12 protein-coding genes are annotated in these 15,594 nt (G+C 65.2%); 7 read left to right on the top strand and 5 right to left on the bottom strand.

What is annotated here, in order from left to right; translation table 11 throughout:
* Positions 1–56: 56 nt before the first annotated feature.
* The gene (locus XM53_RS19610) at positions 57–2,336 is read right to left on the bottom strand and encodes an NADP-dependent malic enzyme (RefSeq protein WP_057796448.1); all 2,280 of its coding nucleotides are present in this window, start codon (positions 2,334–2,336) and stop codon (positions 57–59) included.
* A 156-nt stretch (positions 2,337–2,492) separates the two neighbouring features.
* On the opposite strand from XM53_RS19610, the gene XM53_RS19605 reads away from it, so the two are divergent.
* The 5 genes from XM53_RS19605 (at position 2,493) to XM53_RS22735 (ending at position 7,643) form a co-directional block, all read left to right on the top strand.
* Positions 2,493–2,885, top strand: a complete 393-nt coding sequence (locus XM53_RS19605) for a cytidine deaminase (protein WP_057796446.1) — start codon at positions 2,493–2,495, stop codon at positions 2,883–2,885.
* 3 nt (positions 2,886–2,888) lie between these two features.
* Positions 2,889–4,196 carry a thymidine phosphorylase gene (locus tag XM53_RS19600; protein ID WP_057796445.1) on the top strand — a complete coding sequence of 436 codons (1,308 nt, stop codon included), beginning with the start codon at positions 2,889–2,891 and terminating at the stop codon, positions 4,194–4,196.
* Entirely contained in the window at positions 4,193–5,380 is a 1,188-nt protein-coding gene (locus XM53_RS19595) for a phosphopentomutase (protein ID WP_057796444.1), read from the top strand. The genes XM53_RS19600 and XM53_RS19595 overlap by 4 nt, the downstream gene beginning before the upstream one ends.
* Positions 5,381–5,455: 75 nt before the next feature.
* Positions 5,456–6,088, top strand: a complete 633-nt coding sequence (upp, locus tag XM53_RS19590; protein WP_057796443.1) for a uracil phosphoribosyltransferase — start codon at positions 5,456–5,458, stop codon at positions 6,086–6,088.
* 64 nt (positions 6,089–6,152) lie between these two features.
* Entirely contained in the window at positions 6,153–7,643 is a 1,491-nt protein-coding gene (locus XM53_RS22735) for an SPOR domain-containing protein (RefSeq protein ID WP_082631140.1), read from the top strand.
* Positions 7,644–7,661: 18 nt separating this feature from the next.
* Here the strand turns inward: XM53_RS22735 and XM53_RS19575 are convergent, their stop codons facing one another.
* Positions 7,662–8,687 carry a hypothetical protein gene (locus XM53_RS19575; RefSeq protein ID WP_057796439.1) on the bottom strand — a complete coding sequence of 342 codons (1,026 nt, stop codon included), beginning with the start codon at positions 8,685–8,687 and terminating at the stop codon, positions 7,662–7,664.
* A gap of 145 nt (positions 8,688–8,832) precedes the next feature.
* Complete coding sequence (locus tag XM53_RS19570; protein WP_057796438.1) at positions 8,833–10,455, bottom strand: long-chain-fatty-acid--CoA ligase; 1,623 nt, start codon at positions 10,453–10,455, stop codon at positions 8,833–8,835.
* Positions 10,456–10,586: 131 nt separating this feature from the next.
* Here XM53_RS19570 and XM53_RS19565 point away from each other — a divergent pair, with 131 nt between their 5' ends.
* Both XM53_RS19565 and XM53_RS19560 read left to right on the top strand, forming a co-directional pair.
* A complete protein-coding gene (locus XM53_RS19565; protein WP_057796437.1) occupies positions 10,587–11,231 on the top strand; it encodes a sulfotransferase family 2 domain-containing protein in 645 nt (214 codons plus the stop codon).
* Positions 11,232–11,406: 175 nt separating this feature from the next.
* A complete protein-coding gene (locus XM53_RS19560; protein ID WP_057796436.1) occupies positions 11,407–12,069 on the top strand; it encodes a Hint domain-containing protein in 663 nt (220 codons plus the stop codon).
* An 85-nt stretch (positions 12,070–12,154) separates the two neighbouring features.
* On the opposite strand, the gene XM53_RS19555 is transcribed toward XM53_RS19560, so the two are convergent.
* Together XM53_RS19555 and XM53_RS19550 are read right to left on the bottom strand one after the other, a co-directional pair.
* Positions 12,155–14,350 (bottom strand): 3-hydroxyacyl-CoA dehydrogenase NAD-binding domain-containing protein, encoded by a 2,196-nt coding sequence (locus XM53_RS19555; protein ID WP_057796435.1) that lies wholly within the window; start codon positions 14,348–14,350, stop codon positions 12,155–12,157.
* A gap of 23 nt (positions 14,351–14,373) precedes the next feature.
* Entirely contained in the window at positions 14,374–15,585 is a 1,212-nt protein-coding gene (locus tag XM53_RS19550; RefSeq protein ID WP_057796433.1) for an acetyl-CoA C-acetyltransferase, read from the bottom strand.
* Positions 15,586–15,594: the final 9 nt, after the last annotated feature.

Below are 15,594 nucleotides of genomic sequence, written 5' to 3'. Positions count from 1 at the left end.
GGGCGGCCCGTGGCACAATACCGCAAGCCGCCGTGGTTAGGGAATATCCCGGTACGCTACCCGTAATGCGCCACCGGCGTGCCTGCGATGGCAGCCATATTCAGCAGTCCGCGTGCCGTGATCGAGGGGGTCACGATATGCGCCCGGTTGCCCATGCCCATCAGGATCGGCCCCACCTCGAGCCCGCCAGCCTTCATTTTCAGAATGTTGCGCACGCCCGAAGCGGTGTCGCCGTTGGAAAAGAGCAGCACGTTGGCGGAACCCTCCATGCGATTGTCGGGCAGAAGGCGCTGGCGCAAGTCGGGGTCGAGCGCGGCATCGAGGTTCATCTCGCCCTCGTAGCAAAAATTGCGCGGCTCGCGGTCGAGGATGCTGAGCGCCTCGCGCAGGCGGTTGCCGGAATCGCTGCCCTGGTTGCCGAACTGCGATTGCGAGCAGAAGGCGACGCTGGGCACGAGGCCGAACCGCTTGACGTGGCGGGCGGCACCGATGGCGGTTTCGGCCAGTTCCTCGGGCGTGGGGCGGATGCGCACATGGGTGTCGGCGATGAACAGCGGGCCATCCTCGAGGATCATCATCGACAGCGCGCCGTGCGGGTGATGTTCGGCGTCGCCCAGTACCTGCGTGACGTAATTGAGATGCCAGCGATACTCGCCGAACGTGCCGCAGATGAGCGAGTCGGCCTCTTCGCGGTAGACCATGATCGCACCGATGGCGGTGGTGTTGGTGCGCATGATCGCCTTGGCCAGGTCGGGCGTGACGCCGCGGCGCTTCATGATGTCATGATACGTTGCCCAATAGTCGCGGTAGCGGTGGTCGCGTTCCGGGTTCACGATGCTGAAATCCTTGTCGGGGCGGATTTCCAGACCGATGCGCTCGCAGCGGGCGGCGATCACGTCGGGGCGGCCGATCAGGATCGGCAACTCGGTCGTTTCCTCCAGGATCGCCTGTGCCGCGCGCAGCACGCGCTCGTCCTCGCCCTCGGCAAAGACGATCCGGCGGGCGGCGGTGGCTGCGGCCTCGAAAACCGGGCGCATCAGAAGCGCGGACTTGAAGACCGATGCCTGAAGGTTGGCCGCGTAGGCGTGGAGGTCCTCAATGGGACGCGCGGCCACGCCCGAGTCCATCGCGGCCTTGGCCACGGCAGTAGGCACGACGCTGGACAGGCGCGGATCGAAAGGTTTCGGGATCAGGTAATCGGGGCCGAAATTCATCGGCTCGCCCTGGTAGGCGGCGGCGGCCTCGGCCGAGGTGGTGGCGCGGGCCAACTCGGCGATGGCCTCGACGCAGGCGATCTGCATGGCGTCGTTGATGTCCGTCGCACCCACGTCGAGCGCCCCGCGGAAGATGAACGGGAAACAGAGCACGTTGTTGACCTGGTTGGGAAAATCGCTGCGCCCTGTGGCGATGATCGCCTTGGGGGCGACCTTGCGCACCTCGTCGGGCATGATTTCGGGCATCGGGTTGGCCAGGGCCAGGATGATCGGACGTTCGGACATGCGCGCGACATGTTCGGGCTTGAGCACGCCTGCACCTGAAAGGCCGAGGAAGAGGTCCGCGCCCTCGACCACGTCATCAAGCGTGCGCAGGTCGGTTTTCTGAGCGAAGGCGGCTTTCTGTGGGTTCATGTCCTCGGTGCGGCCCTCGTAGACGAGGCCGTGAATGTCGCAGAGCCAGATGTTTTCGCGTTTCACGCCAAGCTTCAGCAGCAGGTTGAGGCAGGCGATGCCGGCGGCGCCGCCCCCGGTGGAGACGATCTTGATGTCCTCGAAGGATTTGCCGGCGACGTGCAGCGCGTTGGTGGCGGCGGCGCCGACGACGATGGCCGTGCCGTGCTGGTCGTCATGAAAGACGGGGATGTTCATGCGTTCGCGGCAGATCTTCTCGACGATGAAACAGTCGGGCGCCTTGATGTCTTCGAGATTGATGGCGCCAAAGGACGGCTCCAGCGCGCAGACGATTTCGGCCAGTTTTTCGGGATCCTGCTCGTTCAGTTCTATATCGAAACAGTCGATATTGGCAAATTTCTTGAAGAGAACCGCCTTGCCCTCCATCACCGGTTTGGCGGCCAGCGCGCCTATATTGCCAAGGCCCAGCACGGCGGTGCCGTTGGTAACCACGGCGACCTGGTTGGCGCGGCTGGTGTAGCGGCTGGCGTCGGCGGGGTTGGCCTTGATTTCCAGGCAAGCTTCGGCAACGCCGGGCGAATAGGCGCGGGCGAGGTCACGCCCGTTGGCCAGCGGTTTCGTCGCCCGGATCTCGAGTTTGCCGGGCTTGGGGAACTCGTGGTAGGTCAGTGCCGCCTGGCGCAGGGTTTCGTTCGAGTTGTCAGCCATGAGGTCCCTCTGCGGAAATTAGTTTAAGGTTAAACTACCTTGTGTCCGGCGGATGTGCCACCCCCGATCATTCCGGGTCACAGGTAGCTTGCATATCGAGGCGTTGCGACGCAATCTTTATCGGGCGACGAGATGGCCATGAGGCCGGGAGGCGGGATGAGTTTGCTGGACGAGGCGCGGCGCGTGCGGGACAACGCCTATGCGCCCTATTCGGGCTTCAAGGTCGGGGCGGCGCTGAAAACCCAGACCGGCCGGGTGTTTGCCGGATGCAACGTGGAAAACGTGGCCTATCCCGAAGGCACCTGCGCCGAGGCCGGGGCCATCGCCGCGATGGTGGCGGCGGGCGACACCCGCATCGCCGAGATCGTGGTCATCGCCGACAGCCCCGAGCCGGTGACGCCCTGTGGGGGGTGCCGTCAGAAACTGGCCGAATTCGGCGACGGCGACATGCCTGTCACGATGGCCACGCTGGGCGGCGCGACGGTCACGCGGACCCTGAAAGAGCTGTTGCCCGGCGCCTTTGCGACGCACCACATGGCAAACGGCTGAGCCTTGGAGACGCGCAACGTCATAGCGGCGATACGCGATGGCGGCGCGGTGTCCGACGCGGCACTCGAAGCGTTTGTCAAAGGTCTGGCCGACGGCGGTGTGAGCGACGCGCAGGCCGGGGCCTTTGCCATGGCCGTGTTGCTGAAATCGCTTGCGCCCGAAAGCCGCCGCGCGCTGACGCTGGCGATGCGCGACAGCGGGCAGATATTGCGGTGGCGCACCGATCGCCCTGTCCTCGACAAGCATTCGACCGGCGGGATTGGCGATTGCATCAGCCTTGTGCTGGCCCCGGCGCTGGCGGCTTGTGGGGCGGCGGTGCCGATGATCTCTGGGCGCGGGCTGGGTCATACCGGGGGCACGCTGGACAAGCTGGAGGCCATCCCGGGTGTGTCGACCGAGTTGGAGACCGGGCGGCTGCAAAGGGTTGTCGAGGAGATCGGCGTGGTGATCGCCGCCGCCAGCGCCGAGATCGCCCCGGCGGACCGGCGGCTTTACGCGGTGCGCGACGTTTCGGGAACGGTCGAAAGCGTCGATCTGATCACCGCGTCGATCCTGTCCAAGAAGCTGGCAGCGGGTTTGACCGGGCTGGTTCTGGACGTCAAGCAGGGCTCGGGCGCGTTCATGAAGGATCTGGGCGCGGCACGCGCGCTGGCGGGATCGCTGGTGGAAACGGCGAATGCCGCCGGATGCCGGTGCAGCGCGCTGATCACGGATATGAGCCAGCCCCTGGCGCCGTCGGCGGGCAACGCGGTGGAAGTGGCCGAGGCGATGCGGGTGCTGACCGGAACGGTGGAGGGACGGCTGGCGAAACTGACCTGCTATCTGGGCGGCGAGGCGCTGTATCACGGAGGGCTGTGCGACAGTCCGGAAAGCGGCGTGCGCCAAGTGTTGAAAGTGTTGAAGAGCGGGCAGGCGGCAGAGGTCTTTGGCCGGATGCTGCGCGCGTTGGGCGGCCCGGTGCGGTTCGTCGATACGTGGCAGCGGTTTTTGCCCGAGGCGACGATCATCCGCGAGGTGCCGGCGCAGGCGCCCGGTTTTATCGCCGCGATCGACGGCGAGGCGCTGGGCCATGCGGTGATCGCGCTGGGCGGCGGACGGAAGGTGGAAACCGACCGGATCGACCCGGCGGTGGGCCTGTCCGACATTCTGCCCCTGGGGGCGGAGGTGGTCGCGGGCCAGCCCCTGTTGCGCATCCATGCCAGCCGGGCGGCCCATGCGGACGCCGCCGAGGCCATCGTGCGCGGCGCGATTGAAATAGGTCCGGCGGCGCCTGCACAGACCCCCCTGGTGATCGAGCATGTCGGGCCATGACGCGCGCGTTTCTTGTTGTCATGGATTCCGTGGGTATCGGCGGGGCGCCTGATGCCGGCGGGTTTTTCAACGGGCCTGTTCCTGATACCGGCGCCAACACTTTGGCGCATATCGCGCAGGCGGGGCCCAGCGGGCTGACCCTGCCCAGTCTTGACCGGCTTGGGCTTGGGGCGGCGGTGACGCTGGCATCGGGCGTGGCGGCGCCGGGGTTGGGTGCGACGCCCGAAGGATGCTGGGGGGCTGCGCAGGAAACCTCGCCGGGGAAAGATACGCCGACCGGGCATTGGGAACTGGCCGGGGTGCCGGTGCCGTTTGAGTGGCACGTCTTTCCCAAGACCGTTCCGGCCTTTCCCGAAGCGCTGGTCGCGGCGGTCCGGCAGGCCGCCGGGGTGGATGGCCTTCTTGGCAATTGCCACGCCTCGGGCACCGAGATCCTGAAGGCGCTGGGCGCAGAGCATATGCGCACGGGCTGGCCGATCTGCTATACCTCGACCGACAGCGTCTTCCAGGTGGCCGCCCACGAAGAGCGGTTCGGGCTGGATCGGTTGCTGGAGCTTTGCCGCACGATTGCGCCGCTCTTGCACGAGATGGGTGTCGGGCGGGTGATCGCGCGGCCCTTCGTCGGGTCCGATGACGAGGGGTTCGAGCGCACCGGCCGGCGCAGGGATTACGCGATGGCCCCGCCCGCGCCGACCTTGTGCGATTGGGCCCAAGCCGAGGGGCGCGGCGTGCACGGGATTGGCAAGATCGGTGACATCTTCTCGATGCAGGGGATCGACGACGTGGTGACCGGCAGCGATGCGGAGTTGATGGAGGCGTTGGAACGGGCCGTGGCCGGGGCCGCAGAGGGCAGCCTGACCTTCGCCAACTTCGTCGAGTTCGACAGCAAGTACGGGCATCGGCGCGACGTCGAGGGCTACGCGGAAGCGTTGGAGCGGTTCGATGCCGGGATCGGCCGGTGCCTGGCGCGCCTGCGACCGGGGGATCTGATGCTGATCACCGCCGACCACGGCAACGACCCCACCTGGCCCGGCACCGACCACACCCGCGAGCGTGTGCCGGTGCTGGCAGCCGGGGTCGGGGCGCATGAGGCGGGGATCGTGGAATTCGTCGATGTGGCCGCAAGCGTGGCCGCGCATCTTGGTTTGGCGCAGCGCGGGCCGGGGCGGTCTTTTCTTCCCTGACCTCTGCGTTGCCCTTTGCGGGTTTTTCTGGAAAGAACGGATCAGCCCACACCTGCCTTGCCGAACGGAGCCGAGATGAAAGAGCACCTGACCGTCGTGACCCACCCCCTGGTGCAGCACAAGCTGACCCTGATGCGCGACAAGCATACGCCGACCGCCGTGTTCCGGCAGCTTCTGCGCGAGATCAGCCAATTGCTGGCCTATGAGGTCACGCATGAGTTGAAGATGACCACGCAAACCATCGAAACACCGCTGCAAGAGATGGATGCGCCGGTGCTGGCGGGGCGCAAGCTGGCGCTGATCTCCATCCTGCGGGCGGGCAACGGGCTGTTGGACGGGATGCTGGAGCTGATTCCGTCGGCGCGGGTGGGGTTTGTGGGGCTTTACCGGGACGAAGAGACGCTGAAACCTGTAAAGTATTATTTCAAGGTGCCCGAGCAGCTGGACAAGCGGCTGACCATTGTCGTGGACCCCATGCTGGCCACTGGCAATTCCTCGGCGGCGGCGGTCGACATGGTGAAAGAGGCGGGCGCGACCGATATCCGGTTCCTGTGCTTGCTGGCGGCCCCCGAAGGCGTGGCCCGGATGAAGGCGGCGCACCCGGATGTGCCGATCGTGACGGCGGCGCTGGACGAGCGGCTGAACGACATCGGATACATCCTGCCCGGTCTAGGTGATGCGGGCGATCGGATGTTCGGCACCAAATAGGCTAAATGCTGTTTACTCAGCGAAATTAATAAGGCAATCTTGCCTCAACTGTCTTGGGGGCAAAATGAGACTGACGCGTGTTCTGGCGATAGCTGCAATCGCCACAACTGTCGTCCACGGCGGGGCCGTGGCGCAGAGTGATTCAGGGGCAAGGGTTCCGGCGGAATTTCCACCGGCGAATTACACCGGGCGGCAATATGTCGACAGCCGAGGGTGCGTGTTCATTCGCGCCGGGATCGACGGGGATGTCACCTGGGTGCCGCGTGTGACGCGCGGGCGCAAGGTGATCTGCGGGTTCCAGCCGTCTTTGGGTGCGGGTACCGCGACCGCATCGGCGCGGCCCGGCCCGGCGCAACCGGCCGCACAGCAGCCCGAAGTCATCACCGTCCCGCAACAGCCCGCCGCGGCACCGAGCCCGGCCCCGACGACCCGGCGCGTGGCCACAGCGCCGAAGAAAGTCGTGCGCCAGGCGCCGGCGCCAAAGCCCGCCGCCACGACCAGCACGGCAGCCGCTTCACCGAAGATCATCAGGGTCACGCCCAGCCCGGCCGCCGCGCCGGCGCCCGCGCCTGCGCCGGCACCCAAGACCCGGCGCGTGGTGCAGAACCAGCCCGCCTGCCCGGGCGCGAGCGCGGTGTCTCAACGCTATCTTCAGAGCAAGCCGGGCCTTGCGGTGCGCTGCGGGCCGCAGACCACGCCGCATACGAACGTGATTTCCGGCGGGTCCGGCACCGGCACCGCCATCCGGGTCGTGACAACAACGACACCGACAGCGACAACGACAACCCCGGCGCCGCAGTCGCGGCCTGCGCCCGCATATGCGGTACGGCCTGGGCAAGTGGTCACCCCGCGGATGGTGGTGTCTCCGCCTGTGCGCGTGGCACCGCGGCATGTCTATGAGCGGCAGGTCAGCAGCACGCAGGGCGTTTTCGTGCCCGAAGGCTATCAGCCGGTCTGGGAGGACGACCGTCTGAACCCGCGGCGTGCCCACCAGGACTTTACTGGCAAGGCGTTGATGGAGCTTGCCTGGACCAAGACCGTGCCGCGCCGCCTGATCGACCGCCGCACCGGGCGCGAGGTGACACATAATTATCCCGGATTGCAGTATCCCTATACCAGCTTCGAACAGCAGCGGGCGGCAGGTGTCATCATTGCCACGCGCGGCCAGATGGTGCCCGATCCGATCTCTGTGGTCCGCAGCCGCGACGGGAAGGTCCGCACCGTCAAGCGGACGCGCAATATCGCCAAGACCGCCCCCCGCAACGAGGCCGTGCAGCCTACGGTGTCGACACGATCCTCCGCCCCCAAGGCGGCGGCCAAGGCCGCCAGCCACCGCTATGTGCAGGTCGGAATCTTCAGCGCGCCGGACCTGGCGCGCCGCGCGGCGCAGCGGCTGGCCAATGCCGGGCTTCCCGCACGGATGGGCAAGACCACGCACAAGGGCGAGCGCTATACCTCGGTCGTGGTGGGGCCTTTCGGCACGCAATCACAGCTTCAATCTGGGATGCGGGCCGTGCGCCGCGCGGGTTATCCCAACGCCTACTTCCGCAAGTGATCAAACTTATCTGCGGCCTTAGCCGCCGCAGATGCCTTGCAGCCGCAGCCAGTCCGCATCGCTGAGGATCGGCGGCGGCGCTTCGCTGGCAAAGGGGTCGGCCTCGATCAGGCCGAGCGTGGATTCGCCGGTCACGTCCAGCGCATAGGCATAGGGTGTAGAGCGGACGGACCAGCTGGCGAAGCCGTTTAGCAGCGTCTCGTCCGGCAGCGGCTCTTCGGTGCGCGTCAGCAGGTGCCGGGCATAATCCGCCAGTACGTCCTCGGTCAGCTCTCCGGTCGTCAGCAGGCGAATGCTGTCCCAGGTGCCGGCATGTTGCAGCAGGGCGTCTATCGGATCGTGCACGTCGGCGCGGAGGCGTTGTTCGACGATATAGCCAGCTAGCACGTCAGGCTCTTCGTAATCCTCGACCAGGGCCCGGTCCAGAAGGATGGTCTTGCCGGGCAGGGCGACCGCGCCTTTGACCCCGTCGCGCATCACGTCGAGCGTGCCGGGGTCGTCACCGGCCGGAAGGCGGTCGGCAAGCGCGGTGAGGGCCCGGCGCCCGTCCGGGGTGTCGCAGGCCGGGCCGGTGACACGTTCTATGTGCCGACGCAGGTCATCGCCGATCTCTTCACGCTTGACCTGTGGCAGGACCTTGGTGGCGTGGTCGCGCAGCGCGCCGGGCAACCAGAGCGTCGCCAGCGCGGCGACAGCGGCCAGGCTGCCGAGGAACATCACCAGCCGCAGACGCCCGGGATGCGGGCGCGCCCGGTCGACGGCGGCGCGCAGCCTTTCGATGGCGTCTATGACCTCGGAGGCATCTTCGCCCAGTTCCAGCGTCTCGCCCGCGTCGCCATCAGGATGATAAAGCGCCGGGCGCTTGCCCGGATTGGCCCGCGCGATGGCGGCCAGCGACCAGTGGGTCAGCGGCTGTTCTCGCCGGTCGAGGATGGTCAGAGTGGCGTCCCCAAGCGAGACGTAGACATCGACGCGCTGCGCGTCCGGAGATGCCCGCCACAGGCCGGATGCCTCCAGCCGTTCGTATTCGCTTAACGCCGTCATGTCGCGTGGGCCTGCTCTGCCTCGTTAGCGCGTTCGGCCAAGCATATCACGCCAAGACGCAAGCGGGCAATTGCCGATGACACGGCCTACAGCCGTTGCACGCGTTGTGGCCTCAACCGCTGCCGCAGATTGAAGGCGAAACGCTCTATTTGAACGCCTTGCGCAATTCGAACTTCTGGATCTTGCCGGTGGAGGTCTTGGGCAGTTCCTCGAACACGACCTTCTTGGGGCATTTGAACCCGGCCAGCCGCTCGCGGCAGAAGGCGATCAGGTCCTGTTCGGTGACGGTGGCGCTTTCCTTGACCTCGACAAAGGCGCAGGGCACCTCGCCCCATTTCTCGTCCGGCATGGCCACCACGGCACACAGAAGGACGGCGGGGTGCATCATCAACGCGCCTTCGATCTCGACCGAGCTGATGTTCTCGCCGCCCGAGATGATGATGTCCTTGGCGCGGTCGGCGATCTTCAGATAGCCGTCCTCGTGCTGATAGGCGATGTCGCCGGAGTGAAAATAGCCGCCGCGAAACGCCTCTTCGGTGGCCTTGGGGTTCTTGAGATAGCCTTTCATGACGGCGTTGCCGCGGATCATGACCTCGCCCTGCGTCTCGCCGTCCATCGGAACCTGTTCCATGGTCTCGGGATCGAGCGCGGTGATGTCGTCCATGAAGGGCATGAGGATGCCGGTGCGCGCCTTGATGGCATAGCGTTCGTCGTCGGGCAGGTCGTCCCACCGGCTGTGCCACATGCATTCGGTGACGTGGCCATAGGTTTCGGTCAGGCCATAGACCTGCGTGACGTCAAAGCCCAGTGGCTCGATCGCGCGCAGGGTGGCGGCGGGGGGCGGGGCACCGGCAGTAAAGACGTTGACCGCGTGGTCGAAGTCGCGACGCTCGGCGTCCTTGGCGTTGACGATCATGTTCAGCACGATGGGCGCGGCACCGAAATGGGTGACGCCCTCGTCGGCGATGGCGTTGTAGATGTTGGCCGCGTTGATGTCGCGGCAGCAGACCACGGTGCCGCCGACCATCGGGATCGCCCAGGTATGGTTCCAGTTGTTGCAGTGAAACAGTGGCACGATGGTCAGGTACCGCGCGTGGCGCGGCAGGGGCCATGTCACCACGCTGCCCATGGTCAGCAGGTAGGCGCCGCGGTGGTGATAGACCACGCCCTTGGGCCGCCCGGTGGTGCCGGAGGTGTAGTTCAGCGCAAGGCTTTCCCATTCGTCCTGGGGCATGATCCACTGAAAATCCGGGTCGCCGGTTTGCAGGAAATCCTCGTAAAGCTGGTGGTCGCCATAGGCTTTCACGCCGGCCTGATCGTCGGGCACCTCGATGATCTTGGGCGCGGGGCCTTCCATCTTGTCGATCGCCTCGAGCGTCGTGGACAGGAATTGCGGATCGACCATCACCACCTTGGCCTCGCCATGATCGAGGATATAGGTGATGGTGTCGGCCTCGACCCGGGTGTTGATGGCGTTCAGGACGGCCCCGCAGGCAGGCACGCCGAAATGCGCCTCGGCATGGGCGGGGATGTTGGGCAGGATCGTCGCCACCACGTCGCCGGGTTCGACACCGATCTTCTGAAGGGCGGAGGCGAGGCGGGTGACGCGCTCGTAATATTCGGCATATGTCTTGCGAAAGCTGCCATAGACCAGCGCTTCGTGATCGGGGAATACGTGGGACGCGCGACGCAGGTGCGACAGGGGTGTCAACGGCACATAGTTCGCAGCGGTTCTGTCGAGACCGGTTTCGTCCTTCATCCAACCCATGCCAGACGTCCTTTCGTGAAAGCGTTTATCCTGATCGGCAGGAGGTATCGCGTATTTCCGGGCCGAAAGCAAAGCCGTTTCGCACCCGCGGCAATCTTTCCAAGGCGCGTGCGATGGCCTAGCGTTCGGCCATGATCATCTCGCCCGGCCGCAACTATATCTTCGTGCATATCCCAAAGACCGGCGGCACGTCTCTGGCGCTGGCGCTGGAGGCACGTGCGATGCGCGACGACATCCTGATCGGTGACACGCCGAAAGCCAAAAAGCGGCGGCGGCGGATCAAGGATGTGCAGAGCGCGGGCCGATTGTGGAAACATTCCACCCTGGCCGATATCGACGGGCTGGTGACGCGCGACTTCGTGGCGTCAGCATTTTGCTTCACGCTGGTGCGCAATCCATGGGACAGGATGGTCAGCTATTATCACTGGCTGCGCTGTCAGAGTTTCGATCACCCGGCCGTCGCCTGCGCCAAGGCGGCCGATTTCGCCGGGTTCCTGAATGCGCCACAGATGCAGGCCGCGATCCGCGCCTGGGACTATGCCCGTTACATGCGCAGCGCGGATGGTCCGGATCAGGCCCGGCTGTTCATCCGGCTGGAGCATTTCGAGGCTGAGGCCGAGCCGCTGTGGGATCACTTGGGGTTCCGCCTGGACCTGCCGCATGAGAACCGCTCGGACCGCGAAGAGGACTATCGCGCGTATTATTCCGAGTCGGATGCGGAGCTGTTGGCCCGGCTGTGCGCGGCGGATATCCAAAGGTTCGGGTACCAATTCTGACCGGCTTTCGTTTCAAGTTTTAGGCTTGTTTTCCGAAAAGCCCCGGAATGGGCACGTTGCCGAAACAATGCCCAGATCGTGACACTTTTCCGACCAAGGAGCGTCCTGAGAATCACGCCACATGGATCTTGTCTGCTGACGCCGTCTGCCAACGGCACAAGAGGGGAAAAGATCAATGTTCGGATGGACGTCCAAGCCTGCAAAGCGCGAAAGCTTTGAGAACACGAACGCGACGGCAGTCAAATCAGGGCTGATTTCCGGCACGAAAGTGGCGACCGGCATGGGCTGGCGCCCGGTCGAGGCGATTGCCGAGGGCGACAATGTGCTGACCTTCGACGGCGGGCTTCAGACGATCACGAAGGTCAGCCGCGTGCGTCTGTGGAGCGGGCAGGACCATTGCCCGCGCCAGTTCTGGCCGCTGGAAGTGCCCGCCGGGGCATTGGGCAACCGTGAGGTGATGCATGTGCTGCCCGGCCAGACCATCATGGTGGAAAGCGACGCGGCAGAAGATCTTTACGGTGACCCCTTCACCCTGATGCCCGCCGAGGCGATCGAAGGTCTTTACGGAGTCGCCCGGACGCCGCCCGAAGGTGACGTCGAGGTCGTTGTGCTGCATTTCGCTGCCGACCAGGTGGTGTTTTCGGAAAACGGGGCGCTGTTCTTTTGCCCGGCCTTTGCCGACATGGTCGATGCGGCCTTCGCCGAAGAGGCGCGCCCGTTCTACTCGGTCCTGTCGATGGACGAGGCGCGGTTTCTGGCCGTGCAGATCGAAGACGAGATTGCCGCAGCGTGCTCCAATTCTCCCCAGGACATTTGGGCGGCGGCTGTTCCGGCGTAGCGGCTCGCAGCGCACGCACCGAAACGAAGAAACCCGCGCGGTTGCCTGGCCGCGCGGGTTTCGCTTTGTTGCTCGACGGATGCCGTTACGCGGCTTCTGCCTGGGTGCCGAAGCGTCCGTAGAAGGACTGGTTCTTGCCGGCCATCTCGCGCAGCAGGTCAGGCGTGGTGAACCGCTCGCCGAATTTCTCGGTCAACTCGTCACACCGCTCGGCGGCGTAGGGCGTGCCGATGATGTCGAGCCATGAGAACGGACCGCCCGACCAGGGCGCGAAGCCCCAGGCGAGGATCGCGCCGACGTCGCCTTCGCGAATGTCTTCCAACACGCCTTCCTCCAGCGCGCGCACGGCTTCCAGCACTTGCGCGAACATCAGGCGGTGCTGCACTTCGATCAGGTCGGGCTGGTCTTCGGCATGGGGGTATTTCTGTTCCAGCCCTTGCCAGTAGCCCTGACGCTTGCCCTTGTCGTCATAGTCGAAAAAGCCCGCGTTGGATTTGCGACCCAGGCGACCCTCTTTTTCCATCCAGAAGATCACCTCGTCCACGGCACCGTCGGGGTAGTCGTCCCCCATCGCAGCCTTGGTGGCACGTGCGATCTTGGCGCCGAGGTCGATCGAGGTCTCGTCGACCAGTTGCAGCGGCCCGACAGGGAAGCCAAGCTGCCGCGCGGCGTTGTCGATCAGCGCGGGCGTCACGCCTTCGGCCACCATGCGGATGCCCTCGTTGATGTAGGGGATGATGCAGCGGTTGCAGTAGAAGAACCGCGCGTCATTCACGACGATGGGCGTCTTGCGGATCTGCCGCACGTAGTCGAGCGCCTTGGCCACGGCGCGCGGGCCGGTTTCCGCGCCCTTGATGATCTCGACCAGCATCATCTTCTCGACGGGCGAGAAGAAGTGGATGCCGATGAACTGTTCGGGATTGTCCGATGCCTTGGCCAGTTCCGTGATCGGCAGGGTCGAGGTGTTGGTCGCGAAGATGCAATCGTCGCCGACGACCTTCAGCACTTCTTTCGTCACCCCGGCCTTCACGCCCGGGTCCTCGAAAACCGCCTCGATGATCAGGTCCGCGCCTTTCAGCGCGTTGTAATCGGTGGTTGCCGTGATCTTGTCCAGCGTCGCTGCTTTCTTCTCTTCGGTCGCCTTGCCGCGCTTGATGCCCTTGTCCATGTAATCGGCGGTATAGGCCTTGCCCTTGTCGGCAGCCTCCTGTTTCTGGTCGATCAGAACGACCTCCATCCCCGCCATGGCCGAGACGAGCGCGATGCCTGCGCCCATCATGCCGGCACCCATGACGCCGATCTTCTTGACCTTCTGGTCGGGCACGTCGGGGCGGTTGGCGCCTTTTTCCAGCGCTTCCTTGTTGATGAAAAGGCTGCGGATCATGGCCGCCGAGGAGGGGTTCATCAGGACGTTGGTGAACCAGCGCGCCTCGATCTTGAGCGCGGTGTCGAAGGGCACCAGCGCGCCTTCATAGACCGCAGACAAGAGCGCCTTGGCCGCCGGGAAGGCGCCTTGGGTCTTGCCGTTGACCATGGCCGAGGCGCCGACAAAGGTCATGAAGCCTGCCGGATGATAGGGCGCGCCGCCGGGCATCTTATAGCCTTTCTCGTCCCACGGCTTGACGAAGCTGGGCTCGCTGAGGACCCATTCCTTGGCCTTGGCGATCAGCTCGCCCGCGGGCACGACCTCGTCCACCACGCCGGCGGACTTGGCTTTCTTGGGATCGTTCAGCTTGCCTTCGAGCAGGAGCGGGGACGCGCCCATCGCGCCCAGCTTGCGGACAAGGCGGGTGGTGCCGCCCGCGCCGGGGAAGATGCCGACCATGATCTCGGGCAGGCCGATCTTGGCCTTGGGGTTGTCGGCGGCAAAGATGCGGTGGCAGGCCAGCGGAATTTCCAGCCCGATGCCAAGCGCCGTGCCGGGCAGGGCGGCGGCGATGGGCTTGCCGCCCTTGTTCTTGTCGTCCATGCCGCCACGCTCGATCTTGCGCAGGATGGAGTGCATGTTCATCAGCCCGTCCATCAGGCCCTGCGCCGGGTTGTCGCCGGCCATTTCCTTCATCTTGGCGATGACATTCAGGTCCATCCCCCCGGCAAAGGTGCCCTCCTTGCCGGAGGTGATGACGATGCCCTTCACGGCATCGTCTGCCAGCGCGTCGTCCACCAGGCTTTCCAGCAGGGGCCAGCCTTCCATGTTCATCACGTTCATGGACTTGCCTTGGGTGTCCCAGGTGATGATCGCGACGCCGTCGGCGCCTTTTTCCATCGTGAAATCAGTCATGTCTCTAATCCTCGTATCCCGGGTTACACGCGTTCGATGATCGTGGCCGCGCCCATGCCGGACGCGATGCAAAGCGTGGCAAGACCCACTTCCTTGTCCGAGCGTTCCAGCTCATCCAGAAGCGTGCCGATGATGATCGCGCCGGTGGCGCCCAGCGGGTGGCCCATGGCGATGGAGCCGCCGTTGACGTTGACCAGCTCGGGGTCGACGTCGAAGGCCTGCATGAAGCGCAAAACGACCGAGGCGAAGGCCTCGTTCACCTCGAAAAGGTCGATGTCGCCGATGTTCATGCCTGAGTCTGCCAGGATCTTCTGGGTCGCCGGTACGGGGCCGGTCAGCATGATCGTGGGATCGGTGCCGATCTTGCAGGTCTGGCGGATGCGGGCGCGGGGCTTCAGGCCCCATTTCTCGCCGAACTCCTTGGAGCCGATCAGCACACCGGCAGAGCCGTCCACGATGCCCGAGCTGTTGCCGGCGTGGTGGATGTGATTGATCTTCTCAAGATGCGGGTACTTCAGCTTCGCCACGGCGTCGAAGCCGGGCATCACCTCGCCCATCTGCTGGAAGCTGGCGTTGAGCGCGCCAAGCGCCTGCATGTCGGTGCCGGGGCGCATGTATTCGTCATGGTCGAGGATCGTGAGGCCATTCTGGTCCTTCACCTCGATGATGGATTTCTCGAACCGGTTGTCCTTCCACGCCGCCGCCGCGCGGTTTTGGCTTTCCACCGCCAGCGCATCTGCCTGGTCGCGGTTGAAGCCGTACTCGGTGGCGATGATGTCGGCACTGATGCCCTGCGGGACGAAATAGCTGTCCATCGCCACACTGGGGTCCACGGCAATCGCCGCGCCGTCGCTGCCCATGGCCACGCGGCCCATCATCTCGACGCCGCCGGCGATATAGGCCTCGCCCGCGCCGCCCTTGACCTGGTTTGCGGCCAGGTTGACGGCTTCCATACCCGACGCGCAGAAGCGGTTTATGGCCAGGCCGGGGATGGATTCATCGAGGTCCGAGGCCAGCACGGCGGTCCGCGCAAGGCAGCCGCCTTGTTCCATCACCTGCGTGACGTTGCCCCAGATCACGTCCTCGACGGCGTGCCCTTCAAGGCCGTTGCGATCTTTCAGCGCGTTCAGCACATGGGTGCTGAGGCGCACGGCGGTGACTTCGTGCAGCGCGCCGTCCTTGCGGCCCTTGCCGCGCGGCGTGCGGACCGCGTCATAGATATAGGCTTCGGTCATGTCCGGACT

Source organism: Roseovarius atlanticus, from assembly GCF_001441615.1.
GTDB classification, from domain to species: domain Bacteria; phylum Pseudomonadota; class Alphaproteobacteria; order Rhodobacterales; family Rhodobacteraceae; genus Roseovarius; species Roseovarius atlanticus.
This window is presented reverse-complemented; position numbering and strand designations above follow the sequence as displayed.

Coding starts and splice junctions, on each gene's coding strand:
- XM53_RS19595 (WP_057796444.1), top strand. CDS start 4,193: ATGACGCGCGCGTTTCTTGTTGTCATGGATTCCGTGGGTATCGGCGGG.
- XM53_RS19565 (WP_057796437.1), top strand. CDS start 10,587: ATGATCATCTCGCCCGGCCGCAACTATATCTTCGTGCATATCCCAAAG.
- upp (WP_057796443.1), top strand. CDS start 5,456: ATGAAAGAGCACCTGACCGTCGTGACCCACCCCCTGGTGCAGCACAAG.
- XM53_RS19550 (WP_057796433.1), bottom strand. CDS start 15,585: ATGACCGAAGCCTATATCTATGACGCGGTCCGCACGCCGCGCGGCAAG.
- XM53_RS19605 (WP_057796446.1), top strand. CDS start 2,493: ATGAGTTTGCTGGACGAGGCGCGGCGCGTGCGGGACAACGCCTATGCG.
- XM53_RS19610 (WP_057796448.1), bottom strand. CDS start 2,336: ATGGCTGACAACTCGAACGAAACCCTGCGCCAGGCGGCACTGACCTAC.
- XM53_RS19575 (WP_057796439.1), bottom strand. CDS start 8,687: ATGACGGCGTTAAGCGAATACGAACGGCTGGAGGCATCCGGCCTGTGG.
- XM53_RS19560 (WP_057796436.1), top strand. CDS start 11,407: ATGTTCGGATGGACGTCCAAGCCTGCAAAGCGCGAAAGCTTTGAGAAC.
- XM53_RS19570 (WP_057796438.1), bottom strand. CDS start 10,455: ATGGGTTGGATGAAGGACGAAACCGGTCTCGACAGAACCGCTGCGAAC.
- XM53_RS22735 (WP_082631140.1), top strand. CDS start 6,153: ATGAGACTGACGCGTGTTCTGGCGATAGCTGCAATCGCCACAACTGTC.
- XM53_RS19555 (WP_057796435.1), bottom strand. CDS start 14,350: ATGACTGATTTCACGATGGAAAAAGGCGCCGACGGCGTCGCGATCATC.